Annotated in this window: 22 protein-coding genes and 1 riboswitch; of the genes, 18 read left to right on the top strand and 4 right to left on the bottom strand. The window is 71.8% G+C overall.

The features are described from left to right. Nucleotides 1-98 precede the first annotated feature (98 nt). Nucleotides 99-195: riboswitch (glycine riboswitch) on the bottom strand. Between the two features lie 217 nt (nt 196-412). The 13 genes from ACWCRA_RS07035 to ACWCRA_RS06975 all read left to right on the top strand — a co-directional run bounded on the left by ACWCRA_RS07035 (nt 413) and on the right by ACWCRA_RS06975 (nt 15,684). Beyond that, nucleotides 413-1,099, top strand: a complete 687-nt coding sequence (locus ACWCRA_RS07035; protein ID WP_351548772.1) for an AAA family ATPase — start codon at nt 413-415, stop codon at nt 1,097-1,099. A 274-nt stretch (nt 1,100-1,373) separates the two neighbouring features. Further along, complete coding sequence (locus ACWCRA_RS07030; protein WP_351548775.1) at nt 1,374-2,120, top strand: enhanced serine sensitivity protein SseB; 747 nt, start codon at nt 1,374-1,376, stop codon at nt 2,118-2,120. 77 nt (nt 2,121-2,197) lie between these two features. Next, nucleotides 2,198-3,007: an enhanced serine sensitivity protein SseB C-terminal domain-containing protein gene (locus tag ACWCRA_RS07025; protein WP_351548933.1), complete on the top strand. Its 810-nt coding sequence runs from the start codon at nt 2,198-2,200 to the stop codon at nt 3,005-3,007. 717 nt (nt 3,008-3,724) lie between these two features. Further along, nucleotides 3,725-4,729 carry an ABC transporter permease gene (locus ACWCRA_RS07020; protein ID WP_351548778.1) on the top strand — a complete coding sequence of 335 codons (1,005 nt, stop codon included), beginning with the start codon at nt 3,725-3,727 and terminating at the stop codon, nt 4,727-4,729. Between the two features lie 152 nt (nt 4,730-4,881). After that, nucleotides 4,882-6,657: an ABC transporter substrate-binding protein gene (locus ACWCRA_RS07015; RefSeq protein WP_351548781.1), complete on the top strand. Its 1,776-nt coding sequence runs from the start codon at nt 4,882-4,884 to the stop codon at nt 6,655-6,657. A gap of 159 nt (nt 6,658-6,816) precedes the next feature. Then, the gene (locus tag ACWCRA_RS07010; protein WP_351548783.1) at nt 6,817-7,815 is read left to right on the top strand and encodes an ABC transporter permease; all 999 of its coding nucleotides are present in this window, start codon (nt 6,817-6,819) and stop codon (nt 7,813-7,815) included. Beyond that, nucleotides 7,812-8,990, top strand: coding sequence for an ABC transporter ATP-binding protein (locus ACWCRA_RS07005; RefSeq protein WP_451066984.1), 1,179 nt, complete (start codon nt 7,812-7,814; stop codon nt 8,988-8,990). Before ACWCRA_RS07010 ends, ACWCRA_RS07005 begins: the two co-directional genes overlap by 4 nt. Then, nucleotides 8,987-10,135: an ABC transporter ATP-binding protein gene (locus tag ACWCRA_RS07000; protein WP_451066983.1), complete on the top strand. Its 1,149-nt coding sequence runs from the start codon at nt 8,987-8,989 to the stop codon at nt 10,133-10,135. The genes ACWCRA_RS07005 and ACWCRA_RS07000 overlap by 4 nt, the downstream gene beginning before the upstream one ends. Before the next feature lie 152 nt (nt 10,136-10,287). After that, nucleotides 10,288-10,950: a trimeric intracellular cation channel family protein gene (locus ACWCRA_RS06995; protein WP_351548789.1), complete on the top strand. Its 663-nt coding sequence runs from the start codon at nt 10,288-10,290 to the stop codon at nt 10,948-10,950. Between the two features lie 60 nt (nt 10,951-11,010). Further along, entirely contained in the window at nt 11,011-11,862 is an 852-nt protein-coding gene (locus ACWCRA_RS06990) for a thioesterase family protein (protein ID WP_451066982.1), read from the top strand. Between the two features lie 185 nt (nt 11,863-12,047). Further along, on the top strand, nt 12,048-12,908 hold the full coding sequence (locus tag ACWCRA_RS06985; RefSeq protein ID WP_351548795.1) for an SRPBCC family protein: 861 nt from the start codon (nt 12,048-12,050) through the stop codon (nt 12,906-12,908). 160 nt (nt 12,909-13,068) lie between these two features. Next, on the top strand, nt 13,069-14,025 hold the full coding sequence (locus ACWCRA_RS06980) for a helix-turn-helix transcriptional regulator (RefSeq protein WP_351548798.1): 957 nt from the start codon (nt 13,069-13,071) through the stop codon (nt 14,023-14,025). Nucleotides 14,026-14,520: 495 nt separating this feature from the next. Next, nucleotides 14,521-15,684 carry a cysteine desulfurase family protein gene (locus tag ACWCRA_RS06975; protein WP_351548801.1) on the top strand — a complete coding sequence of 388 codons (1,164 nt, stop codon included), beginning with the start codon at nt 14,521-14,523 and terminating at the stop codon, nt 15,682-15,684. A 31-nt stretch (nt 15,685-15,715) separates the two neighbouring features. On the opposite strand, the gene ACWCRA_RS06970 is transcribed toward ACWCRA_RS06975, so the two are convergent. Beyond that, a complete protein-coding gene (locus ACWCRA_RS06970; RefSeq protein ID WP_351548804.1) occupies nt 15,716-16,447 on the bottom strand; it encodes an N-acetylmuramoyl-L-alanine amidase in 732 nt (243 codons plus the stop codon). Nucleotides 16,448-16,507: 60 nt separating this feature from the next. Between ACWCRA_RS06970 and mnmA the strand changes: the two genes are divergently transcribed. After that, on the top strand, nt 16,508-17,647 hold the full coding sequence (gene mnmA / locus ACWCRA_RS06965; RefSeq protein WP_351548807.1) for a tRNA 2-thiouridine(34) synthase MnmA: 1,140 nt from the start codon (nt 16,508-16,510) through the stop codon (nt 17,645-17,647). A gap of 13 nt (nt 17,648-17,660) precedes the next feature. Here mnmA and ACWCRA_RS06960 read toward each other — a convergent pair whose 3' ends face one another. The 3 genes from ACWCRA_RS06960 to ACWCRA_RS06950 all read right to left on the bottom strand — a co-directional run bounded on the left by ACWCRA_RS06960 (nt 17,661) and on the right by ACWCRA_RS06950 (nt 19,822). Next, nucleotides 17,661-17,945: a DUF397 domain-containing protein gene (locus tag ACWCRA_RS06960; protein ID WP_351548810.1), complete on the bottom strand. Its 285-nt coding sequence runs from the start codon at nt 17,943-17,945 to the stop codon at nt 17,661-17,663. 20 nt (nt 17,946-17,965) lie between these two features. Further along, entirely contained in the window at nt 17,966-18,817 is an 852-nt protein-coding gene (locus ACWCRA_RS06955) for a helix-turn-helix domain-containing protein (protein WP_351548813.1), read from the bottom strand. A gap of 207 nt (nt 18,818-19,024) precedes the next feature. Beyond that, nucleotides 19,025-19,822 (bottom strand): alpha/beta fold hydrolase, encoded by a 798-nt coding sequence (locus ACWCRA_RS06950; protein ID WP_351548816.1) that lies wholly within the window; start codon nt 19,820-19,822, stop codon nt 19,025-19,027. Nucleotides 19,823-19,951: 129 nt separating this feature from the next. On the opposite strand from ACWCRA_RS06950, the gene ACWCRA_RS06945 reads away from it, so the two are divergent. The 4 genes from ACWCRA_RS06945 to ligA all read left to right on the top strand — a co-directional run bounded on the left by ACWCRA_RS06945 (nt 19,952) and on the right by ligA (nt 24,671). After that, on the top strand, nt 19,952-20,491 hold the full coding sequence (locus tag ACWCRA_RS06945) for an LOG family protein (RefSeq protein WP_351548818.1): 540 nt from the start codon (nt 19,952-19,954) through the stop codon (nt 20,489-20,491). A 60-nt stretch (nt 20,492-20,551) separates the two neighbouring features. Beyond that, entirely contained in the window at nt 20,552-21,241 is a 690-nt protein-coding gene (locus ACWCRA_RS06940) for an SDR family oxidoreductase (protein WP_351548821.1), read from the top strand. A 185-nt stretch (nt 21,242-21,426) separates the two neighbouring features. Beyond that, nucleotides 21,427-22,434, top strand: coding sequence for a methionine synthase (locus tag ACWCRA_RS06935; protein ID WP_451066981.1), 1,008 nt, complete (start codon nt 21,427-21,429; stop codon nt 22,432-22,434). Next, complete coding sequence (ligA, locus tag ACWCRA_RS06930) at nt 22,434-24,671, top strand: NAD-dependent DNA ligase LigA (protein ID WP_351548827.1); 2,238 nt, start codon at nt 22,434-22,436, stop codon at nt 24,669-24,671. Before ACWCRA_RS06935 ends, ligA begins: the two co-directional genes overlap by 1 nt. The last annotated feature ends 230 nt before the right edge of the window (nt 24,672-24,901 follow it).

Below are 24,901 nucleotides of genomic sequence, written 5' to 3'. Positions count from 1 at the left end.
TCGGAACCTGAGAGGTTCGTCGCGACCCCGCGTACGGATGGTCGTGACTTGCACCTTGGGTGGAGCCGCACGGCGGCGGCCCGCTTTTCAGATCTGCCTCATCGCACGCGGTACGGGGCCTGAGAGATTCAAGGGAGGAACTTGCTCCTTCGGCGCCCGGCACCGAGGTGACCGGGACTCTCCCGCGCGGATTCAAGCGGCCGGTATGCAGTTTGGGGCCACATCATTGCACGCATCGGGGTCGGATGGGGGGTGGGGCGGGGCTCGTTCCGCGCCGGGCGCGGGGAACGGCGCGAGGGGGAGGCGCGCCACTTCACGGACGCGCCTCAACAGCAAATCAGTTGTGTCCCATTACCATTTCTTTACGCTTCTTGGGCAAGTGTGTGGGTGACCTGACGAGGGGGAGGGTGTGATGACGTTGCAGCACTCCGGTGGTGCCTGCGCCGCGACCGCGGGCGTGCCCGCGCAGCCACAGCCGGTAGCGGCCCGGCGGCTCCGGGGCGGGCTGGGGGCGCCGGTCCCGGTCCTGCGGGATCTGCGGGGGCGCGCCGGGCGCAGCCCTCGGCGGCTGATGTTCGCCGCCGGGGATGTGGTGGTGGTGTCCGGGCTGCCGGGGAGCGGAAAATCCACCCTGATCAGGCGTGCCGCGCGGGGCCGGGGGATCGATTCGCAGGACGCGCGGGACCGGTGGGACGCGCGTGCGCCGGGGTTTCTGCCGTACGCGGTCTACCGCCCGCTCGTCCGTATCGCGCACTACGCCGGGCTGCGGCGGGCGCTGCGCTCCGGGGAGAGTGTGGTGGTGCACGACTGCGGTACGCAGGCGTGGGTGCGGCGCTGGCTGGCCCGGCGGGCCCGGAGCCGGGGGACGGCACTCCATCTGGTGCTGCTGGATGTGCCGCCGCAGGTGGCGCGGCAGGGGCAGCGGGAGCGGGGGCGGGGGGTCTCCGGGTACGCGTTCGCGCGGCACCGCAGGGGGGTGGGGCGTCTGATCGCCGACGCGGAGGCGGGGAGGCTGCCCGCCGGGTGCGCGTCGGCGGTTCTGCTGGACCGCGACGCGACGACGGCCCTGACCCACTTGACCTTCGAGCCCTCACCGTAGCGGCCCGCCCTGTGCCACGGGGTGCCCGAGCGGACTCAGCCGGTCCGGGGTACCTCCCAGAGGCAGCTCTGGGGAGTTTGAGGACGGACCCGCTGCGACAGGTGGCCGCACGGTGCGGGCCTCCGTCGGGGGCCGGCCCCCGAACTCCCGCTCTCCACCGCCGGAGGGGCTGGATGTCGTGCCCCGGCGGGTTCGAGGGGAGGGCCCGGCGGCATTAGGGTCATGGGGAAAGCCGTGGGGACGACCGGCGCAGCCGGGGGAGAGGGCCAGCGACATGACCATTCCGGATCAGGCACAGCCGCACACCGCCGGCTGGCCGGCCAACGAGCTGGAGGAGGCCCTCACCGCCTCCCTCGACACCCCCTCCGCCACCCCCCGCCTCCTGGAGGTCCTCGGCCGCAGCCCCCTCTGGGTCCCCCTCCCCAACGGCGGCTCCCCGGAGAGCCGCGACCTCGACCTCCCCACCCTGGAGATCGACGGCGCCGCCTATGTCCCCGTCTTCAGCTCCGAGCAGCAGTTCATGAGCTGCGTCGGCCCCCATATGTCCTTCACCGTCGCCCCCGCCCGCGAGTTCGCCCGGGGCCTGCCCCCGCAGCTCGGCATCGCCGTGAACCCGGGCGGCGCGGTCGGCGCCCCGCTGCCCCCGCCCGCCGTCGCCGAGCTGTGCCGGCACCCGGAGGGCCCGCCCGCCGGCGGGCGGGTGCGGCTCTTCGAGCCGGACTGGCAGGAGGAGCCGGTCGACTTCCTGGCGGCGGCGGCCGGCGAGTTCCAGGAGGCGGGGACCGTCCGCACCGCGCGCCGCGCCCTCGCCTCCGTGGAGGCCGGTCCGCCCTCCCTCTTCGTCGGCGTCCAGCTCGACTCCCCGGACGGCACCCCCGCGCTCGACGCCCTCGGCCGGGCGCTCGGCCGGGTCCAGACGCCCTGGCCGGTCAATCTCATCCTTCTCGATGTGGCCCAGGACCCCGTCGCCGACTGGATGCTGGCGCGGATGCGCCCCTTCTATCAGCGCGATCACGCGTAGTCCCGAAGGTCGTCAAGTCGGCGTCAAGGCGGCCGATTAAGCTGGTTCCCATGGAGTCGGAGAGGGGCGGAACCAGGGTGAGCGCGTCAGGCACCGCTGCGGCCGGGCAGGTCGAGCACATGCTGCGCCAGGTGTCGCCCGGGCGCTACGACGCGTACGAGGCACTGCTCAAGGCGCTCGCCGACCCGGCCACCGGCCAGGTCTGGATGCTGCTCTGGCACGGTATGCCCGGTTCTCCTGACGCCCAGTACGGCAATATGGAGATCGACGGCGCCGGGTACGCCCCCTGTGTCACCTCCGCGCAGGAGCTGGCCGTCTCCGGCTGGAACCGGGCCCATGAGAGGGTCTCGGGCGCCGACATCGCCCGCACCCTCTTCCCCGAGCGCTGGGGGATCTGGCTGAATCCGCACGCTCCCGGCGGCGGAGTCGGCATCCCCTGGCCGGATCTGCGCCGGATCGCCACGGGCCTGGAGCGGATGCCCGCCGGTCCGCTGCGGCTCTCCGAGCCGGCCATCGAGATCCCGCACTTCTACGCCCTGCTCTCGCAGAACGCCCACCGCACCCCGGCCGTCAGATCGCTGCGCCGGGCCTGGGTGCAGCCCGCGCTGGGTGCCCCGTATCTCGTCATCGGGCTGGATCTCTACGACACCGGCCGGCCATCGGTGGACGCGGCCCGGGCGATGATGCAGCAGTCGATCGCGGCGGTCCCCGAGGGGCTGCCGGTGTCGACGGTCGCGATGTCGGACGAGTACGACCCGGTGACGATGTGGCTGCGGGCCCACGCCCGTCCGTTCTACGACCGGGAGGCGCACGGCGCCCCCGACCGCCCCGCCGCCGGCTACGGCTACCCGCCGGCCCCGCCCGTTCCGCCGATCCCACCCCGCTGATCCACCGCCCCACCGCCCCTCCGGCCCACCGCCCCTCCGGCCCACCGCCCCACCGCCCCTCCGGCCCACCGCCCCACTGACCCACTGACCCATCGCCCCACCGCCCCACCGGCCCCGCCCGGCCCCTCGATCACACGTGATCACTCAGGAATCACCGGAATCACCGTGATCACCGCGGGGGCCGGCAGCCGCCGGGGCACCCGCGATCGCGGCACCCGCGCGGAACTCCGGGGGCCGCCGGATACCCAACCCGCCCCGAACGCAAACGCGTTCGGGGCTCGCTCGTTTCAGCGGACGCCACCCACCCCACCCCGCCTTTGTTCCACGGTCTCCACCCCCATCCTCCGGTGAATTCACCACCCAGTCCCGCTCAACACCATGGAATCCCAGGGCGGTTCCGTCGGTCCCCTCTCTCCGATTCCGTCAACTACCCATCAGTAGACGGAAGATGGCGTCCCGCTCAGCCAACGGCGCCGTCCGGATAACGGAATCCCTCTACGCGCATCACGTTTGAGCAACCATTCACCGAGGGGGCTGGCGGCTGGTCGCACGACCATTGAAGACTCCCGCAGCAAGGGAAGATTCCCCCCGTGTACGGAGCGCCGCACCGGTACGTACTCGTATCAAGTGGCCTTGGTGCACCCGATGTTGTGAGAGAAGCCGCTTCAGCGGCGGGTACGGGCCGGATACCTCCGGCCGAGAGGGGTCCCCACCACGATGACGGCACCATTGCACGACACCAGCGTGGACGCGGAGAAGTCCGCGACCGTCGATGCCGCGGCGACCGCAGCCGGCACGTCGGTCGAGGGACGGTCGCTGCGGCAGATCGCCTGGGCCCGCCTCAAGCGGGACAAGCTCGCGCTCGCCGGCGGTGTCGTCGTGCTCCTCCTCGTCGTCGTCGCGGTCTTCGCCCCCCTGATCGTCAGCCTGCTGGGCCATCCGCCCAACCAGTTCCACCAGGACAAGATCGACCCGCTCTTCGGCACCCCCATCGGCTCCTACGGCGGCATCAGCTCCGAGCACCTGCTGGGCGTCGAACCCAACAACGGGCGCGATGTCTTCAGCCGGGTCGTCTACGGGGCGCGGATCTCGCTGCTGGTCGCCTTCCTCGCGGCCGTGGTGGCCGTGGTGCTGGGCACCGTCCTCGGGATCATCGCCGGCTACTTCGGCGGCTGGGTCGACTCCGCCATCAGCCGGGTGATGGACATGCTGCTGGCCTTCCCGCAGCTTCTCTTCATCATCTCGCTGGTCTCGGTCCTCCCCAACGACCTGCTGGGCATGACCGGCAGCAATGTCCGCATCACCATCCTGGTCCTGGTGATCGGCTTCTTCGGCTGGCCCTACGTCGGACGCATCGTCCGGGGTCAGACCCTCTCCCTGCGCGAGAAGGAATACGTCGAGGCCGCCCGCAGCCTCGGCGCCGGCCAGCGCTATGTGCTCTTCAAGGAGCTGCTGCCCAACCTGGTCGCCCCGATCACCGTCTACACCACGCTGATGATCCCCACCAACATCCTCACCGAGGCCGCGCTCAGCTTCCTCGGCGCGGGGGTCCGGCCGCCCACCGCCTCCTGGGGCCAGATGCTCTCCACCGCGGTGGACACCTATGAGTCCAATCCGACCTTCATGGTCGTCCCCGGGCTCGCGATCTTCGTGACGGTGCTGGCCTTCAACCTCTTCGGCGACGGCGTGCGCGACGCGCTCGACCCCAAGGGCACCCGGTGAGAACCCCCGGGCCGCGCCCGAGCACCGCCGATCCGCGCCCGAGCACCACCGACCGACCCACAACTGAACGCGCCCCTGCCACAGCAGGCCAGGCGGCACCCGATGGTCCCCGGCTCCACGGGAACCGCGCTACCCCGGAGGTTGCAGGAACAATGACACCCCAACGTTCGTCGAGGACCAGGCGCATCGCCGGAGCGGCGCTCGTCGTGGCCGCCCTCACGGCCACCGCGGCGTGCGGCGGCGGTGGCGGCGGCAAGGAGGGGGGCGACGGCAAGGGCGCCGGCTACAACGCCGCGGTGAAGGGCGTCGCCAACCAGTCCGCCAAGAAGGGCGGCACGCTGAAGTTCATCGGCAAGCAGGACTTCGACTCCACCGACCCGCAGCGCCAGTACTACGGCATGTCCTGGGACTTCTCCCGCTTCTACGCCCGCCAGCTGATCTCGTACGCCCCCAAGCCGGGCCCGGCCGGCGCCGAGCTGGTGCCCGACCTCGCCAAGGCCAAGGGTGTCGTCTCCAACGACGGCAAGACCTACACCTACGAGCTGCGCGACGGCATCACCTGGGAGGACGGCACGCCGATCACCGCCCAGGACATCAAGTACGGCATCCAGCGCAGCTGGGCCACCGATGTCATCACCGGCGGCCCCGCCTATCTGCGCCAGGTCCTGGACCCCAAGGGCGAGTACAAGGGCCCCTACAAGGACAAGAGCGCCGACAAGCTCGGTCTGAAGGCGATCCAGACCCCGAACGACAAGACCATTGTCTTCAACCTCGCCACCGCCAACGGCGACTTCGAGCAGATGCTCGCCATGCCGACCGGCTCCCCGGTGAAGAAGGAGAAGGACACGGGCGGCAAGTACCAGCTCAAGCCGTTCTCCTCGGGCCCGTACAAGTTCGAGTCGTACACCCCGAAGAAGGGTGCCGTCCTCGTCCGCAACGACAAGTGGCAGAAGGCGTCCGACCCCATCCGGGCCGCGCTGCCCGACAAGGTCACCGTCACGATCAACTCCAACATCGAGGCGATCGACGAGCTGCTGATCAAGGGCGAGTACGACATCGACCTCAACGCCACCGGAATGTCGCAGGCGGGTCGCACCAAGGCGCTCAAGCAGCACAAGGACAACGTCGACAACATCGAGACCAGCTTCATCCGGTACGTCAACATCGCCAGCAAGGTGGCGCCGTTCGACAACATCGAGTGCCGCAAGGCCGTGATCTACGCGGCCGACTACAAGTCGATGCAGACCGTGCGCGGCGGCCCGGACGCGGGTGGCGACATCGCCACCAATATGCTGCCGAAGTCCATCAAGGGCTCCTCCGACTACGACCCCTTCGGCATCCTCGCCCGTGAGGGCAAGCCGGACATCGCCAAGGCGAAGGCCGCGCTGAAGGCCTGTGGCAAGCCCGACGGCTTCTCCACCAACATCACCGCCCGCACCAACAACCCGGGCGAGGTCCAGACCGCCGAGGCGCTCCAGGAGTCGCTGAAGGCCGTCGGCATCAACGCCCAGGTCGAGACGTTGGACGGCGCCGAGTCCGCCAGCATCACCGGCTCGCCCGCGGTGGTCAAGAAGCGCGGTCTGGGTCTGGTCATGATCGGCTGGGGTCCCGACTTCCCGACCGGCCAGGGCTTCTCGCAGCCGATCGTGGACGGCCGCTTCATCGTCCCCAACGGCAACTACAACATCTCCGAGACCAACGACCCGAAGATCAACAAGCTCTTCGACGACGCGCTCAAGGAGACCGACCCGGACAAGGCCGGTGAGATCTACAAGGAGATGAACCACGCCGTCGCGGACCTCGCCGTGATGATGCCGTTCATCTACGAGAAGAACTTCACCTGGCGCAGCTCGCGGCTGACGAACGCCTACTCCTCGGCGGCGTACAACGGCCGGTACGACTACGTCTCGCTCGGCGTCGTCAAGTAGAAGTCACCGGCTGCCAGCCGGCGGGCCGACCGCCCCTGGTGACGAGTCACCTCCCACCATCGCCCACCCCGCCAGTCCCGAAGGGCAGGTGATGGCCTCGGGCGGTGGCCCGGGGAACCCCGATGAGGGGTTCCCCGGGCCACCGCCGGGCCGCGCACAGTGCTTGCTTATGTCATCCGGCGCTTGTTCGCCGTCGCCATGATGTTGTTGGTCGTGACCCTGACGACCTTCTGCATCTTCTTCGTGCTGCCCAAGTGGGCCGGCACCGATCCGGCGTATCTCTTCGCCGGGAAGCAGACCGACGAGGCCGCGATCGAGGGCATCCGGCAGAAGCTCGGCCTCGCCGATCCGGTGCTGGTGCAGTTCTGGAACTTCGTCCAGGGCCTGTTCGCCGGCCGGGAGTACGCCAACGGCGCCGATGTCACCAAGTGCCCGGCCCCCTGCTTCGGCTACTCCTTCCGCACCGAGCAGGATGTGTGGCCCCAGCTCACCGAGGCGATCCCGGTCACCCTGTCGCTCGCCGCGGGGGCCTGTCTCCTCTGGGTGGGCGGCGGAGTCGCGGCCGGAGTGGTCTCGGCGCTCCGCCGGGGCACGGTGTGGGACCGGGCCGCCATGACCGTCGCCCTGGCCGGCGTCTCGCTCCCCATCTACTTCACCGGCCTGCTCTCGCTGGCCGTCTTCAGCTACCAGCTCGACTGGGTCAGCGGTGAGTACGCGCCGCTGGAGGAGGACTTCGCCCAGTGGTTCCAGACGCTGGTGCTGCCGTGGATCACCCTCGCCTTCCTGTACGCGGCGATGTACGCGCGGCTCACCCGCGCCACCATGCTGGAGATCATGGGTGAGGACTACATCCGCACCGCCCGCGCCAAGGGCCTCACCGAACGGGTCGTCATCGGCCGGCACGCGATGCGCTCCACCTGGACGCCGGTGCTGACCCTGCTGGGACTGGACCTCGGGGCCCTGCTCGGAGGCGCCGTGCTCACCGAGTCCACCTACAACCTTCCCGGCCTCGGACGGCTCGCGATCGAGTCCATCAACACCAAGGACCTTCCGCTGATCCTCGGCGTGACCCTCTTCGCGGCGCTCTTCATCTGTGTCGCGAACCTCCTCGTGGACCTGCTGTACGCCGTTGTCGACCCGCGAGTGAGGCTCGGATGACCAACCTCGGCACCACCGACCCCACCGACCCCACCGACCCCGGCGCGTCCGCCGACCCCGGCGCGTCCGGCCCGGCCGGCGCACCGGGTCCGTCCGGACTGGCCGCCGGCGAGGTCGCCCTCGCGGGCTCGGCCGCCCCGACCGCCTTCCTCGAAGTCCGCGATCTGCGGGTGCACTTCCCGACCGACGACGGTCTGGTGAAGTCCGTCGACGGGCTCAGCTTCCAGCTGGAGAAGGGCAGGACCCTCGGCATCGTCGGCGAGTCCGGCTCCGGCAAATCCGTCACCTCGCTGGGCATCATGGGCCTGCACACCGCCGGGCAGTACGGCCGCCGCAAGGCGCGGATCTCCGGTGAGGTCTGGCTCGACGGGCAGGAGCTGCTCGGCGCCGACCCCGACCGGGTGCGCAGGCTCCGGGGCCGGGACATGGCGATGATCTTCCAGGACCCGCTCTCCGCGCTCCATCCGTACTACACGATCGGCCGGCAGATCGTGGAGGCGTACCGGGTCCACCACGACGTCGACAAGAAGACCGCGCGCAAGCGGGCCGTCGAGATGCTCGACCGGGTGGGCATCCCCCAGCCGGACAAGCGGGTGGACAACTATCCGCACGAGTTCTCCGGCGGGATGCGCCAGCGCGCGATGATCGCGATGGCGCTGGTGAACAACCCCGAGCTGCTGATCGCCGACGAGCCGACGACCGCCCTGGACGTCACCGTCCAGGCCCAGATCCTCGATCTGATCCGCGACCTCCAGAAGGAGTTCGGCTCCGCCGTCATCGTCATCACCCACGATCTGGGGGTGGTCGCCGAACTCGCCGACGACATCCTGGTGATGTACGGCGGCCGGTGCGTGGAGCGCGGCCCGGCCGAGAAGGTCTTCTACGAGCCGCAGCACCCCTACACCTGGGGTCTGCTCGGCTCGATGCCCCGTATCGACCGCGACCAGACCGAGCGGCTCATCCCGGTCAAGGGCTCCCCGCCCAGCCTGATCAACATCCCCGACGGCTGTGCCTTCAATCCGCGGTGCCCGTACGCCGACGTGCCGGAGAAGGATGTGACCCGTACCGTCCGCCCGGACCTCCGGACGGTCGGCGGCGCGCACTTCTCCGCCTGCCACATGGCACCGGAGACGCGGACGCGGATCTGGACCGAAGAGATTGCGCCCAAGCTGTGAGTGAGACTGTGAAGATTCCCGGACAGGCCGGCGTCCCGGCGGCGGCTCCCGACGCGCTGCTGAAGGTCGAGGGGCTGGTCAAGCACTTCCCCATCCGCAAGGGGATGCTGCGGCGGCAGACCGGCGCCGTCCAGGCGGTCGACGGGCTGACCTTCGACGTCCGGCCCGGGGAGACCCTCGGCGTGGTGGGCGAGTCCGGCTGCGGGAAGTCGACCATGGGCCGGCTGATCACCCGGCTCCTCGAACCCTCCGCCGGGAAGATCGAGTTCCAGGGCCACGACATCACCCATCTCGGGGTCGGGGCGATGCGCCCGCTGCGCCGCGACGTCCAGATGATCTTCCAGGACCCGTACTCCTCGCTGAACCCCCGGCACACCATCGGCACCATCGTCTCGGCGCCGTTCCGGCTCCAGGGCATCAGGCCCGAGGGCGGGATCAAGAAGGAGGTCCAGCGGCTGCTGGAGCTGGTCGGTCTCAACCCCGAGCACTTCAACCGCTATCCGCACGAGTTCTCCGGCGGCCAGCGCCAGCGCATCGGCATCGCCCGCGCGCTCGCCCTCAAGCCGAAGCTGGTGGTGGCGGACGAGCCGGTCTCGGCGCTCGATGTCTCCATCCAGGCGCAGGTGGTCAATCTGCTGGACGACCTCCAGGACGAGCTGGGGCTCACCTATGTGATCATCGCCCATGACCTCTCGGTGATCCGCCATGTCTCGGACCGGATCGCGGTGATGTACCTCGGCAAGATCGTGGAGCTGGCGGACCGGGCCTCGCTGTACGAGTCGCCGATGCACCCCTACACCAAGGCCCTGCTCTCCGCCGTGCCCGTGCCCGACCCCCGGCGGCGCGGGGTGCGGAGCGAGCGGATTCTGCTGAAGGGCGATGTGCCGTCACCGATCGCGCCGCCGCCCGGGTGCCGGTTCCACACCCGCTGCTGGAAGGCGACCGCGGTCTGCGAGGAGAAGGAGCCGCCGCTGATCGCGCTGGGGCCGGACCGGCAGGTGGCCTGCCACCACCCGGAGAACGCTGAGAGCACCGCGAACGCGGCGAACGCCGCGACCGCTGAGAACACAGAAGGCGCGGAGGGCGCGCAGATCACGGAGAGTGTGAAGGGCGGAGCCGGGGAGCCGGGCACGGCGGCGGAGTAGAGCCACCGGGCCGGACGGTCGCCGGGAGTCACCGGGAGTCACCGGGAGTCACCGGGAGTCGCCGGGAGTCACCGGGCCGGGACCTGCGGGCTGCCGGGCGGGTCGGGAGCGGGTGGGCCGGAAGCGCTCCCGGCACCCGGCACAATCGTGCGGTGCTCCAAGAATTCTTCACCCCCTCCGTCCAGCACGCGCTCGACCTCGCCGGGATCTTCGTCTTCGCGATCTCCGGCGCGCTCCTCGCCGTACGCAAGAACTTCGATGTCTTCGGCATCGCGGTGCTCGCCGAGGTGACCGCGCTGGGCGGAGGGCTCTTCCGCGACCTGATCATCGGGGCCGTGCCCCCGGCCGCCTTCACCGACCTCGGGTACTTTCTGATGCCCCTGGTGGCCACCGCCCTCGTCTTCTTCCTCCACCCCCATGTGGAGCGCATCCAGACGGGCGTCAATGTCTTCGACGCGGCCGGGCTCGGGCTGTTCTGTGTGACGGGGACGGTCAAGGCGTACGAGTACGGCCTCGGCCTGACCTTCTCGGCGGTGCTGGGGCTCGCGACGGCGGTCGGCGGCGGGGTGCTCCGCGATGTCCTGGCCAATGAGGTCCCCTCGCTGCTGCGCTGGGACCGCGACCTCTACGCCGTACCCGCGATCGTCGGCGCGGTGATCACCGCGCTCTGTATCCGCTTCGACGCCCTGAACGCGCTGACCAGCGGGCTCGCCGTGATGACCGCGCTCACCCTGCGGCTGCTCGCGATCCGGTACCACTGGCGGGCGCCGCGCGCCTGGAACCGCCGCTCGGCGATGGCGGACGACGGTCAGTGAGGGGGAGATCCTCCCGGAAAAAGCTACCGCTCAGTAGGGTCATTCTTGTACGGTGCTGCCATGGCACAGGCAGTTCAGGCATCCATCGGGGACAGCGAGTTCGACCGCGACACCGCCGTCACCCGGCGCGCACCCGGCGTCTACGACGCCGAGCTCTCGGCGGGCTGGACGATCCTCCGCGCCGTCAACGGCGGCTATCTGCTCGCCCTCCTCGGCCGGGCGCTGAGCGACACCCTCCCGCACCCCGACCCCTTCACCGTCTCGGCGCACTATCTGAGCGCCTCCCGGCCCGGCCCCGCCGTGATCCGCACCGAGACCGTCCGGACCGGCCGCACCCTCTCCACCGGACAGGCCTCCCTCGTCCAGTACGAGGAGGACGGCACCGAGGTCGAGCGCATCCGGGTGCTCGCCACCTACGGCGACCTGGAGCTGCTCACCCCGGACGTGGGCACATCGGCGACCCCGCCGCCCATCCCGCCGTACGAGCAGTGCCCCGGCACCGACGACGCGCCGCAGCCGGTGCTCCCCGGCAGCACCGCCATCCTGGACCGGCTGAGCCTCCGGCTGGACCCCGCGACCGTCGGCTGGGCCCTCGGCGCGCCCTCCGGCAAGGGGGAGATGCGCGGCTGGTTCGGGCTCGCCGACGGGCGGGACGCCGATCCGCTCTCCCTGCTGCTCACCGTGGACGCCCTCCCGCCGACCGCCTTCGAGCTGGGCATCCAGGGCTGGACCCCGACCATCGAGCTGACCACCCACATCCGCTGCCGGCCCGCTCCGGGCCCGCTCCGGGTCGCGATCACCACCCGGAACGTGGCGGGCGGCTTCCTGGAGGAGGACGCGGAGGTCTGGGACAGCCGCGACCGGCTGGTGGCGCAGTCGCGCCAGCTCGCGAAGGTGCCGGGCGGGCACTGAGGCCGCGAGGGCCGGTCACCGTCCGCCCGCGGGCCCGGGTGGCCGGGCCGGCCGGGGTGCAGGGGTCCCGGGACTGCCGCAGACTGCGACCGGGGGCCCGTGACAGGCCGGCGACCCGCGACGGCCGGCGACCCGCGACCGGGAGGACCCGCGACCGGGGGGCCTCGACGGAGGACGGCTGCCCCATGACCACCCACCACCCCGACACCCTCACCACCGTCGACGGCCGGACCACCCTGCGGATGGAGCGCCGTCTCGCGCACCCGCCCCAGCGGGTCTGGGAGGCGGTCACCCGGCCCGGGCTGCTCGCCCGCTGGTTCCCCGCCGAGGTGCGGGTGGAGCCGCACCCCGGCGGCAGGATCGGCTTCCTCTTCCCCGGCGGGGGAGAGCCCGAGACCACCGGTACGGTCACCGACGCCGAGGAGCCGCGCCTCTTCGCGTACACCTGGGGCGAGGACCGGCTGCGCTGGGAGATCGCCCCCGACGGCGACGGCTCCCTCCTCACCCTGGCGCACACCTTCGGCGACCGGTTCGGCGCGGCGAGCTTCGCCGCCGGGTGGCAGCTCTGCGTCACCGCCCTGGGACAGCTGCTCGACGGGGCGGAGATCAGCGCCGAGCGGGACACCGGCGGCACCCTGCACGAGGAGTACATCGCCCGCTTCGGCCTCGACCAGGGCACCGTCGAGACCACCGGCGACGGCTGGCGCATCCGCTTCGAGCGCCAGCTCGTGCGCCCGGCCCGGACGGTCTGGGCCGAGCTGGCGGCGGGCTCGACCCCGCTGCTCGGCGGGCCCGTCCCGCGCGGATTCACCACCCCCGCGAGCCCGCCCGGCCGGATCACCGCACTGCGCCCGCCCGGGCTGCTCGCCTACGCCCGAACCCCGCCGGGCGAGGTCCGCTGGCGGCTCACCGGCGGCACGGGCCACGGCGCCCGGCTGATCCTCACCCAGACCGGGCCGCCCACGGCCGCCCCCGAGGCCGCCCTCGACGCCTGGCGGGCCAGGATCGCGGAGCTGGCGGCCCGGCTGGGACGGCTGCCGGGCTGAGGGCACGGGCCCCGGCCACACGGTCCTCACCGGCTCCGGGAAGCGGGCGGCGCCGCGTTCGTCCAGTCCGTCTCCCGGTGGCCGTCCGCGCTGTGACGATCCGCACTCTCCACGGGAAACCCGCCACCGCCCGTCACCTCGGGGCGGGAGGATCGAGCCCGTGAAATCCGACCGGCTCCTGTCGATCCTGCTCCTCCTCCAGACCCGGGGGCTGGTGCGCGCCGCCGAACTCGCGGAGCGCCTGGAGGTCTCCGTGCGCACCATCTACCGCGATGTCGAGGCGCTCTCCGCCGCCGGGGTCCCGGTCTACGCCGAGCGCGGGCGGTACGGCGGGATCACCCTGCTGCCCGGGTTCCGGACCGATGTCACCGGGCTCACCGAGGACGAGTCCCGGGCCCTGTTCGTCCTCGCGTCCCGGGGCGCGCACTCGGCGCTCGGCCTGGACCGGGCGCTCGGGTCCGCGCTCCGCAAGGTCATGGCGGCGCTGCCCGAGCCGCACCGGCCGGCGGCCGAGCTGACGAGCCGGCGGATTCTGGTCGACCCCGAGCGCTGGCTCACCCGGCGGCCCGGGGCGGCCGTCGACCTGGACGCCCTCAACAGCGCGGTCTTCACCGACCGCAGGCTGTGGCTGCGGTACCGCAGGGGCGGGGCGGGCGAGCCGCGGGAGTATCTGGTCGACCCGTACGGCCTCGTGGTGAAGGCCGGGGTCTGGTACCTGGTCGCCGACAAGGAGGGCGAGCCCCGGCTCTTCCGGGCGGACCGGGTGGACGCCGCGCATGTCGTGGACGAGCCGGCGCGCCGGCGGGCCGGGCTGGAACTCGCGGACATCTGGCGGACCCTGCGCAGCCGGATCGAGGACCCTCCGGAGGAGTCCCCGGTGACCGCCCGGGTCAGGGCGGACCGCCTGGATCTCTTTCTGCGGCTGCATCTCGGGCGGCTGAGGGGTGGGCCGGTGGAGGAGGGCGGGGAGTGGTTCCGGGTGGAGCTGGGGTTCTCACCGCTGAGGGCGGTGCGCTCGCTGCTCGCCTTCGGCGCGAGTGTCGAGGTCCTCACCCCGCCCGCGGCCCGCGAGGACCTCGCCCGCGAGGCGGCAGCGATATCGGCTCTCTACGAGTAGCCCAAGCGCCCCCCGCCCGGCCGGACGAGGACGGCCCGAACATTCCCGCCCGGCCGGACGAGGACGGCCCGAACATTCCCGCCCGGCCGGACGAGGACGGCCCGAACATTTCCGCCCGGCGGACGAGGACGGCCCGAACATTTCCGTCCGGCGGACGAGGACGGCCCGGGCATTTCCGTCCGGCGGACGAGGACGGCCCGGGCATCTCCAGCCCGTCCGGCGTTTGAGGACGGACCCTGTGCCACGGGTGGCCCGAGCGATTCCGGCTGGTCGGGTGAGGACGGCCGGGGCATTTCCAGCCCGTCCGGCGTTTGAGGACGGACCCTGTGCCACGGGTCACCCGAGCAATTCCGGGCGGTCCGGCGAGGACAACCCTCGTGCGACGGGCGCCCCGGGCATTTCCAGCCCGTCCGGCGATTGAGGACGACCCCCCGCGGCCGGCGGCCGCACCGCGCGGGCCCCGGGGGCCGAGGGGCTCGTTAGGATTGGGGCACCATGGCTTACCTCGACCACGCTGCGACCACTCCCATGCTGCCGGAGGCCGTCGAGGCAATGACCGCGCAGCTCACCACCACCGGCAACGCCTCCGCCCTGCACGCCGCCGGGCGGCGCGCCCGGCGGACCGTCGAGGAGGCCCGGGAAACCCTCGCCGAGGCCCTCGGCGCCCGGCCCAGCGAGGTGGTCTTCACCTCCGGCGGCACCGAGGCCGACAACCTCGCCGTCAAGGGCCTCTACTGGCAGCGCCGCGACGCCGACCCCGCCAGAACCCGCGTCCTCTCCAGCCCCGTCGAGCACCACGCCGTCCTCGACGCCGTCGAGTGGCTCGGCGAGCACGAGGGCGCGACCGTCGAGTACCTGCCGGTCGACCCCTACGGCCGGGTCCACCCCGAAGCCCTCCGCGAGGCGATCGAGCGCAACCCGGACGATGTGGCGCTCGCCACCGTGATGTGGGCCAACAACGAGATCGGCACGGTCATGCCGATCACCGAACTCGCCGCCGTCGCCCACGAGTTCCACATCCCCCTGCACTCCGACGCCGTCCAGGCCTTCGGCCAGCTCGAACTCGGCTTCGCCGCCTCCGGCCTCGCCGCCATGACCGTCTCCGGCCACAAGATCGGCGGCCCCTACGGCACCGGCGCCCTGCTGCTGGGCCGGGAGTACACCCCCGTACCGGTGCTGCACGGCGGCGGCCAGGAGCGCCATGTGCGCTCCGGCACCCTCGACGCCCCCGCCATCGCCGCCTTCGCGGTCGCCGGCAGGCTCGCCGCCGAGCGCCGCGCGCGGTACGCCCACGACGTCGGCTCCCTCCGCGACGAACTGATCCGCGCCGTCCGCGCGGCCGTCCCCGACGCGATCCTCGGCGGCGACCCCGACGACCGCCTCCCCGCCAACGCCCACTTCACCTTCCCCGGCTGCGAGGGCGACTCCCTGCTCCTCCTCCTGGACGCCCAGGGCATCGAGTGCTCCACCGGCTCGGCCTGCACGGCCGGGGTCGCCCAGCCCAGCCACGTACTCCTCGCCACCGGCACCCCCCCGGACCTCGCGCGCGGCACCCTCCGCTTCAGCCTCGGCCACACCTCCACCAAGGCGGACGTCGCGGCAGTCGCCGAGGCGATCGGACCGGCCGTGGCCCGCGCCCGCACCGCCGGACTGAGCTGACCGGCCCCGCCCGGGCCGGCCACCCGGCGGGCTACCCGGCGGCGGCCCGCGCCGACGGCATCGCCGCCCGGACCAGCTTCATGTAGCGGTCCCAGTCCCAGTGCGGCCCGGGGTCCGTGTGGTCCGTCCCCGGCACCTCCACATGCCCGATGATGTGCTCCCGGTCCACCGGCAGCCCGTACCGCACGCATATCCCCGCGGTGAGCCGCGCCGACCCCTCGTACATCGCGGCCGTGAAATCCCGCGGCCGGTCCACGAACCCCTCGTGCTCTATCCCGATACTGCGCTCGTTGAACGAGCGGTTCCCCGCGTGGAAGGCCACATCCAGCTCACGGATCATCTGTGCCACATGCCCGTCCTTGCGCACCACGTAGTGGGTCGCCGCGCCGTGCCCCGGGTTCTTGAAGACCCGCAGCGCCGTGGGGTAGCTCCCCTGCACCACATGGATGATCACCCGGTCGATCGTGAAGTCGTCGGGGCGGTCCGCCAGCCGCCAGTTCGCCGTCGACGCCGCCGTCCACTCCGCGTCCGCGTGGTCCAGCTCACCCTCCTTGCGCGGCTTCGCCATCCCCGGCACCCGCCACCACAGCCGCTCCAGCTCATCCCACGCGAGCGCCCCGGCGCCCGCCACCACGGCCGCGCCCCCGATCAGCACACCCCGTCTGCCCAGCCGCGGTCTCCCGCCCTTGCCCCGCCCGCCCCCCTTCGCCCGGCCGCCGCCGCCGCTGCCTCCGGCGGCACTGCTTCTCGCATCGCTTCCCATGCCGTCTTCAACGCATACGCGCGAGCTCCTGGTTCCCCGGGCCCTTACCCTGGTAGAGCTATGACTCAGACTTCCCCGCGCCCCCTGCGCGTGCTCGCCGCCATGTCGGGCGGAGTGGACTCCGCCGTCGCCGCCGCCCGCGCCGCCGAGGCCGGACACGATGTGACCGGTGTGCACCTCGCGCTCTCCGCGAACCCGCAGTCCTTCCGCACGGGTGCGCGCGGCTGCTGCACCATCGAGGACTCGCGCGACGCCCGCCGGGCCGCCGACGTGATCGGCATCCCCTTCTATGTGTGGGACCTCGCCGAACGCTTCCGCGAGGACGTGGTCGACGACTTCGTCGCGGAGTACGAGGCCGGGCGCACCCCCAACCCCTGTCTGCGCTGCAACGAGAAGATCAAGTTCGCCGCGCTGCTCGACAAGGCCCTCGCCCTCGGCTTCGACGCGGTCTGCACCGGCCACTACGCCACGGTCGTGCTCCGCGAGGACGGCGGCCGGGAGCTGCACCGCGCCGAGGACATGGCCAAGGACCAGTCGTACGTCCTCGGTGTGCTGGACGAGCGCCAGCTCGCCCACGCGATGTTCCCCCTCGGCGACACCCTCACCACCAAGGACGAGATCCGCGCGGAGGCCGAGCGGCGCGGTCTGGCAGTCGCCAAGAAGCCGGACAGCCACGACATCTGCTTCATCGCCGACGGCGACACCCAGGGGTTCCTCGCCAACCGCCTCGGCGCGGCCGAGGGCGACATCCTCGACGAGTCGGGGGCGAAGGTCGGCACCCACGAGGGCGCCTTCGGCTTCACCATCGGCCAGCGCAAGGGGCTGCGCATCGGCCGGCCCGCGCCCGACGGAAAGCCCCGCTATGTGCTGGACATCTCACCGGTGAACAACACCGTGACGGTCGGACCGGTCGAGGCGCTGGACGTGGTCTCCCTGACCGCGATCAGGCCCCGCTGGTGCGGCGCTGCCCCGGCGGGCCCCGGCGCCTACACGGCCCAGCTGCGCGCCCACGGCGGGGAGACCGCCGTGACGGCCCGGCTGGACGGCGGCGAGCTGCTGGTGGACTTCGCCGAGCCGGTGCGGGGTGTCGCCCCCGGCCAGGCGATCGTGCTCTACGACGGCACCCGTGTGGTGGGCTCGGCGACGATCTCCGCGACCCGCAGGGCCCCGGCCGCCGCCTCGGCCGCCTCGGTGGCCTGAGGCCCGGGCGTGGTCACCGGCGGGGCGCCCCGGAGCGCACCGCCGGCCCCGGCCCCGGAACCGGCCCCGGAGCATGAGCCGGAACCGGTGCCGGAGCGGCCCGTGCCGACACCGGGGCCGGGGCCCTCGCGGCGAAGGTCACGAAGACGGCGAAGACCGAGCGCCCCGCTGTGATCACCTGTGCCGGACAGCCGCTGTCCCGGATGGCGATTCCCGCTCCGCCGTCCGCCGCCACCTCGATGCAGGCATTGCCGGACGCCTCGGAGAACGAGGACTTGAACCAGCTCAGCGTGGACAAGCGGTACCTCTTGAGAAGCGCTAGAGACTCCCGGCGATGGCGAGGATGCGGTCCCTCGACCGCTCCGGATTCAACGCGACCCGCTCGACGACGTCCAGGCGTTTCCGGAAGTTGGCCAATTGCGTGGGTGAGTCGAAGAAGACCGCCCCGATCGGCGAGTCCACTTCCACGGTGTCCAGATGCGCATTCTCCGCCGACGCGTACATCATCGTGTCCCCGGCCATCGGAAATCCCTCTGTCGCGAAAGGGATGACCAGCAGCCGGACATTCGGCCGGTCGCTCTCCTCCAGCAGCCGTTCCAACTGCGCCCTGGCCACCGCGCGCCCTCCGACACACATGCTGAGCGCCGTCTCGTGGATCATTCCCACATAGGGGGTCGCGGGTGTCCGGGTGATCACTTCGTGCCGGGCCTGCCGGTGCGCGATCCGCAATTCGATCTCCAGCCGGGGCAGCGCCGGGACAAAGAGCCCGAAGAGCGCGCGGGCATGGTCCTCCGTCTGGAACAGACCGGGAATATGGGCGGTCTGCAGCGTGGTGAGCGCCGACGCGTGGTGTTCCAGTTCCGCGACGTCCAGGAAATCCGGTGGGATCTTTCCGCGGTACTCGTCCCACCACCCTTTCGCCCGACCGCCGGTCATCGCCGCCAGCGCGTCGACGAGTCCGGCGTCCCCGCAGTCGTAGATGCCCGCGAGCCGGCGCAGCCGCTCCTCGCTGATCCCGAATCGTCCGGCCTCGATGTTCGAGATCATCGTGCGGTCCGCCCCGAGGCGGTCCGCCGCCACGGGCGCGGAGAGCCCGGCGCTCTCGCGCAGCCTGCGCAGTTCGGCGCCGAACCGGCGCTGGCGGATGGTGGGGCTGTGCCTGGGGGCCATGGGGCAACTCCTCGCTCGCGCGCACAGTTTGCCGACCCCGCCGCCCGCCCCGGCCGCCCCTTCCCCACAGACCACTCGTTCCGGTGAGGGCGGTGGCACGGGAGCGGCCCGTGCGGTACGAGGGCCCGGGCCGCGCACTCCGTACCCCTTCCGCACACGGTGCGGCACCCCCTCCGCCCCCAGCCCCTCTCCTCCCTCCCCGGCCCTTCACGCCGCCAGGAAATCCTCCACCACGGGGGCCAGCACATGCGGCGCCACCTCGTGGGTCTGTCCCGTCAGGGTGCGGTGCCGGCCGCGCGGCAGGGCCTGGGCGGTGAGCCGGGCCGCCTCGCGCGTCCACGGCGGGCTCGCGCCGCCGTCGACCACCATGACCCGGACGCCGACCGAGCGCAGCAGCCCGGTGGGCACCGCTCCGTTGCCCATGACCTCGTGGTCGTACGGAAGGGTGTGCGCCACCGACTCCAGCCCGGCCCACAGGGGGGAGTGGCGCATCCGGGCCACCGTCTCGCCGGGCATCCCCGCCTCGCCCAGGAAGGCCGCGAGCACCTCCGAGCGTCTGCCCGAGGCCAGCGTCCGCCGCATTCCGGGGAGGTCGGTCGCGGGCCGCTGACCGGCCCGTACCGCCGGATTGAACGGCGGCTCGTAGACGGAGAGCTGGGTGATCGGCAGACCCGCCGCCGCGGCCCGCAGGGCGAGCGCGCCGCCCGACGACATACCGTGCACCGAGGCGCTGCCGCCCACCTCCTCGATCACCGCCGCCAGGTCCTCGATCTCCCGCTCCACCGCGTAGGGGGCGGTGTCCCCGCTCGCCGCCCGGCCGCGCCGGTCGTAGGTGACGACACCGAAACGGGGTGCGAGCAGCCCGGCGAGCGGCGCGTCCGTGGCCGCCGTGCAGAGCGCCCCGCCGACCAGCACCACGGGCGGCCCCTCACCCCACCGCTCGTACGCGATGAGCGTGCCGTCTCCCGACCGCGCCTTGCTGAGCGTCCGGCTCATATTGTCCATGGCAGTGCTGACCGGTGCCGTTCCCCGAACTCATCGTCCGGCCGGAAGATTTTTCCGCCGGAACGGGCCGAACCCCCGCTGACATGCGGAGTGTTCACGGATGTCAGCGGCGACCCGTACGGTGATTCCATGAACATCTGTGTCTTTCTCTCCGCCGCCGATCTGGACGACCGCTACACCGGGCCCGCCCGGGAGTTCGCGGCGCTGCTCGGCAAAGGGGGTCACACCCTGGTCTGGGGCGGTTCCGAGAGCGGTCTGATGAAGGTCGTCGCCGATGGGGTGCGGGCGGGCGGCGGGCGGCTCGTCGGGGTGTCCGTCGATTTCCTCTCCCATGTGGCCCGGGCGGACGCCGATGAATTGGTGGTCGCCGGGGATCTGGCCGAGCGGAAGGCGCTGCTGCTCGCCAGGGCCGACGCGATCGTCGTCATGGTCGGCGGCATGGGAACACTGGACGAGGCCACCGAGATCCTGGAGCTGAAGAAGCACGGCAAACACACCAAGCCGGTGGTCCTGCTGAACACCGCGGGTTTCTACGACGGGCTCAAGGAACAGCTCCGGCGGATGGAGGACGAGGGATTTCTTCCGTTGCCCCTCACCGAACTGGTGTTCTTCGCCGAGGACGGTGTCGCGGCCCTCGCCCACCTGGAGGAGCAGGCCGGTATCCGGTGAGGGCGGCGCCCGGCGGGCGGCGCGGAGGACCGCCCGTGTCCGGAGTGCGACCATGGCCCCATGGCAACACATCTGATCACCGGAGCGGGCTCCGGCATAGGCGCGGCTGTCGCCCGCCGGCTCCACGGGCGCGGTGACGACCTGATTCTGCTGGCGCGTGACGCCGGCCGCGCGAAGGAGCTGGCCGCCGCCCACCCCGGCGCCCGTACGCTCGTCGCCGACCTCGCCGACCCCGACCGGATCTCCTGGGCCTTCTCGCACCAGCCGATGCCCGACCGGCTGGACTCCCTCCTCAACATCGCGGGCGTCGTCGACCTCGGCCCGGTCGGCGATCTGCGGCCCAAGACCTGGCACCAGCAGCTCAACACCAATCTGATCGCCCCCGCCGAGCTGACCCGGCTGATGCTGCCCCAGCTGCGGGCCGCCCGCGGCCATGTGGTCTTCGTCAACTCGGGTGCCGGGCTGGCCGCCCACGCCCAGTGGAGCGCGTACGCGGCCTCCAAGCACGGGCTCAAGGCCCTCGCCGACTCCCTCCGCGAGGAGGAGCACGGCAACGGCGTACGGGTCACCTCGGTCTTCCCTGGGCGCACGGCGAGCCCCATGCAGGCCAAGGTGCACTCCCAGGAGGGCCGGGAGTACGAGGTGTCCCGCTGGATCGACCCGGAGTCGGTGGCGACCGCGATCATCACCGCGATCGATCTGCCGCGCGACGCCGAGATCGACAATCTGAGCGTCCGCCCGGGTCGCTGAGGGCCCGCGGCTCCGCGCCCGCGCCCGCTCCCGCACCGGCTCCCCGCGGCTCCCGGCCTCGTTCCCGCTCCCCGTCCCGAGGGTCCTCCGGCGGCTCCCCGGAGGTCCCGCGCTCCCCGCCCCGGCGGCTCCCCGGGCGGGGGCCTTCCCCGGGGAGCGCCGGGAGGGGCACGTACCCTTCCCGGGTGAGCGACAAGAGCGAGACAGAGCAGACCGGCTGGGGCCCCGCCACCGGTGTCGGGTCCATGCCGGGCAGTGACGCCCGGGAGGCGGCCCGCACCGTCACCGGCTCCTTCGAGGGCTTTCCGTACCTCCCCGAGCTTCCCGCGCGCGGGCCCGGCGCCGACATGATCGGCCGGAGCCTCGGACTGCTCGTCGAGATGTACGCCCATGTCGAGCCCAGCGGGTGGCGGATCAGCGACCGGCCGGGCCGCGACACCCGGCGCGCCCGCTCCTGGCTCGGCGAGGACCTCGACGCCCTGGAGGAGTTCACACAAGGGTACGAAGGACCGCTGAAGGTGCAGGTCGCCGGCGCGTGGACACTCGCCGCCGCACTGGAGCTGCGCAATGGGGAGTCCGTTCTCTCCGACCTCGGGGCGTGCCGCGACCTCGCCGCCTCGCTCGCCGAGGGGCTCCGCACCCATCTGGCCGATGTGCGCCGCCGCGTCCCGGGCGCGCGGGTCGTGCTCCAGTTGGACGAGCCCTCCCTCACCGCCGTGCTGCGCGGGCAGATCCGCAGCGCCAGCGGTTACCGCACCCACCGCGCCGTGGACCGGCAGACCGTGGAGTCCGTGCTCCGGGACCTGATGGCGGGGGAGCGGGCGGTCGTCCACTCCTGCGCCCCGGACGTGCCCTTCGCCCTGCTGCGCCGGGCCGGCGCGGCGGGAGTCTCCTTCGACTTCCAGCTCCTTACCGAGCGTGACGACGAGGTGATCGGTGAGGCCGTCGAGGGCGGCACCCGGCTCTTCGCCGGAACGGTGCCGGCCATCGACACCGCATTGTCAGACCCGGCAGGTAGCGTCATGGGGGTAAGGACGCTGTGGCGCAGGTTGGGGCTGAATCCGGGGACTCTCGCCGAGTCCGTGGTGATCACTCCCGCCTGCGGTCTGGCGGGCGCGTCACCGGCGTACGCACGGGCGGCGCTCGCCCACTGCGTCAGCGCCGCGAGATCGCTCGCAGACAACCCTGAGTAATGGGTGCCGAGGGCCGGGAGGACACTACGGTGGCTGGCGAAGAGCGGACGGACCTGTCCGCGCAGGAGGAGTCGGGGCTGCCCGCGCAGGCGCGCGAGCGCCATGCCGACCTCGCCGAACAGATCGAGGAGCACCGCTTCCGGTACTACGTGAAGGACCAGCCGGTCATCAGCGACGGCGACTTCGACCGGCTGCTGCGCTCGCTCGAAGCCCTGGAGGAGGAGCATCCCGCCCTGCGGACGCCCGACTCCCCGACCCAGAAGGTCGCCGGGCAGTACGAGACCGACCTGGCCAAGGTCGAGCACCGCGAGCGCATGCTCTCCCTGGACAACGCCTTCGACGAGGAGGAGCTGACCGCCTGGGCCGAGCGGGTCGAGCGCGAGGTCGGCGCCTCCGGCTTCCACTTCCTGTGCGAGCTGAAGGTCGACGGCCTCGCCGTGAACCTGACGTACGAGAAGGGCCGGCTGACCCGCGCCGCGACCCGGGGCGACGGACGCGTCGGCGAGGACATCACGCCGAACATCCGCACCATCGCCGACATCCCCGAGCGGCTGCACGGCGACAACGTCCCGGATTTCGTGGAGATCCGCGGCGAGGTCTACTTCCCGATGGACAAGTTCCTGGAGCTGAACGAGAGACGGGTGGCCGCCGGCGAGCAGCCCTACGCCAACCCGCGCAACTCCGCCTCCGGCTCCCTGCGCCAGAAGGACCCCAAGGTCACGGCGACCCTCCCGCTGCACATGGTGGTCCACGGCATCGGCGCGCGCGAGGGCTTCACCATCGACTGCCTCTCCCACGCCTACGACCTGCTGCGCTCCTGGGGCCTGCCCACCGCCCGGCACAACGAGGTGGTGGACTCCCTGGAGGGTGTGCGCCGGTTCATCGCGCACTTCGGCGAGAACCGCCACTCCATGGAGCACGAGATCGACGGGGTGGTGGTCAAGCTCGACGAGATCCCGCTCCAGGGGCGGCTGGGCTCCACCGCACGGGCGCCCCGCTGGGCCATCGCCTGGAAGTACCCGCCGGAGGAGGTCAACACCAAGCTGGTGAACATCCTCGTCGGCGTCGGCCGCACCGGCCGGGTCACCCCCTACGCCCAGGTGGAACCGGTGCAGGTGGCCGGCTCCGAGGTCGAGTTCGCCACCCTGCACAACCAGGACGTGGTGAAGGCCAAGGGCGTCCTCATCGGCGACACGGTGGTGCTGCGCAAGGCCGGTGATGTCATTCCGGAGATCCTGGGGCCGGTGGCCGAGCTGAGGGACGGCACCGAGCGGGAGTTCGTGATGCCCGCCGAGTGCCCGGAGTGCGGCACCGCGCTGCGGCCCATGAAGGAGGGCGACATCGATGTGCGCTGCCCGAACGCCCGCTCCTGCCCGGCCCAGTTGCGCGAGCGGCTCTTCTATCTCGCGGGCCGCAAGGCGCTCGACATCGAGCACTTCGGCTATGTGGCGGCGGCGGCCCTCACCAGGCCGCTGGAGCCCTCGCAGCCCCCGCTGAGGGATGAGGGCGACCTCTTCGACCTCACGATGGAGCAGCTGCTCCCCATCCGGGCGTACGTCCTCGACCAGGACAGCAAGCTGCCCAAGCGGGACCCGAAGACGGGCGAGGACAAGATCGCCACCGTCTTCGCCAACCAGGAGGGCGAGGCCCGGAAGAACGCCGTGGCGATGCTGGAGAACATCGCGGCGGCCAGAACCCGCCCGCTCGCCCGGATTCTCACCGGGCTCTCCATCCGCCATGTGGGCCCGGTGGCGGCCGAGGCGCTGGCCCGGGAGTTCCGCTCCGTCCAGCGCATCCAGGAGGCCACCGAGGAGGAGCTGGCCGCCACCGAGGGGGTGGGCGCCACCATCGCCGCCTCCCTCAAGCAGTGGTTCGCCGAGGAGTGGCACCAGGAGATCCTGCGCAAGTGGCGGGCGGCCGGGGTGCGCATGGAGGACGAGGGCGCGGGTGAGGAGACCGGTCCCCGGCCGCTCGAAGGGGTCACCGTGGTCGTCACCGGAACCCTGGAGAACCACACCAGGGATGGCGCAAAAGAGGCCCTTCAGAGGCTCGGTGCGAAAGTGACCGGATCTGTTTCCAAGAAGACTGGATTTGTGGTTGTCGGAGACAACCCGGGTTCCAAGTACGACAAAGCGATGCAGCTGAAGGTGCCGGTTCTGAATGAGGAGGGATTCGGAATTCTGCTCGCGGAGGGTCCTGAGGCGGCCCGTGAGGCGGCAGTGCCTGCTGAGGCGTGACGGAGGGGGGCGTGCGCGGGAGTTGGAAGGGGCTCGCCCCGGCATCCGAAAGGCGCTGCCGGAGCGGGAACAAGACGACTTCCGCGCCGGGGGAACGACTGGTACAGGTCACCCGTTCGGCGCATAGCAGATGGATAAGGGTGGTCCGGTCGCATTCGGGCAAGAGCAGTAGAGCGCTGCCCGTCGGAGCGTCCCGCCGCCTACTGTTGAGATGTGCGCCTGTCGTGCAC

Source organism: Streptomyces sp. NPDC001889 (genome assembly GCF_053594535.1).
Note: the sequence above shows the minus strand (reverse complement) of the source record. Positions and strands in the feature narration are given on the sequence as shown.

What these genes read in the sequence shown, in the direction of transcription:
- ACWCRA_RS06985 (WP_351548795.1), top strand. Translation starts at nt 12,048, where the DNA reads ATGACCACCCACCACCCCGACACCCTCACCACCGTCGACGGCCGGACC.
- ACWCRA_RS07005 (WP_451066984.1), top strand. Translation starts at nt 7,812, where the DNA reads ATGACCAACCTCGGCACCACCGACCCCACCGACCCCACCGACCCCGGC.
- ACWCRA_RS06945 (WP_351548818.1), top strand. Translation starts at nt 19,952, where the DNA reads ATGAACATCTGTGTCTTTCTCTCCGCCGCCGATCTGGACGACCGCTAC.
- ACWCRA_RS06975 (WP_351548801.1), top strand. Translation starts at nt 14,521, where the DNA reads ATGGCTTACCTCGACCACGCTGCGACCACTCCCATGCTGCCGGAGGCC.
- ACWCRA_RS07020 (WP_351548778.1), top strand. Translation starts at nt 3,725, where the DNA reads ATGACGGCACCATTGCACGACACCAGCGTGGACGCGGAGAAGTCCGCG.
- ACWCRA_RS06970 (WP_351548804.1), bottom strand. Translation starts at nt 16,447, where the DNA reads ATGGGAAGCGATGCGAGAAGCAGTGCCGCCGGAGGCAGCGGCGGCGGC.
- ACWCRA_RS06950 (WP_351548816.1), bottom strand. Translation starts at nt 19,822, where the DNA reads ATGGACAATATGAGCCGGACGCTCAGCAAGGCGCGGTCGGGAGACGGC.
- mnmA (WP_351548807.1), top strand. Translation starts at nt 16,508, where the DNA reads ATGACTCAGACTTCCCCGCGCCCCCTGCGCGTGCTCGCCGCCATGTCG.
- ACWCRA_RS06940 (WP_351548821.1), top strand. Translation starts at nt 20,552, where the DNA reads ATGGCAACACATCTGATCACCGGAGCGGGCTCCGGCATAGGCGCGGCT.
- ACWCRA_RS07015 (WP_351548781.1), top strand. Translation starts at nt 4,882, where the DNA reads ATGACACCCCAACGTTCGTCGAGGACCAGGCGCATCGCCGGAGCGGCG.
- ligA (WP_351548827.1), top strand. Translation starts at nt 22,434, where the DNA reads ATGGGTGCCGAGGGCCGGGAGGACACTACGGTGGCTGGCGAAGAGCGG.
- ACWCRA_RS07035 (WP_351548772.1), top strand. Translation starts at nt 413, where the DNA reads ATGACGTTGCAGCACTCCGGTGGTGCCTGCGCCGCGACCGCGGGCGTG.
- ACWCRA_RS07030 (WP_351548775.1), top strand. Translation starts at nt 1,374, where the DNA reads ATGACCATTCCGGATCAGGCACAGCCGCACACCGCCGGCTGGCCGGCC.
- ACWCRA_RS06955 (WP_351548813.1), bottom strand. Translation starts at nt 18,817, where the DNA reads ATGGCCCCCAGGCACAGCCCCACCATCCGCCAGCGCCGGTTCGGCGCC.
- ACWCRA_RS06990 (WP_451066982.1), top strand. Translation starts at nt 11,011, where the DNA reads ATGGCACAGGCAGTTCAGGCATCCATCGGGGACAGCGAGTTCGACCGC.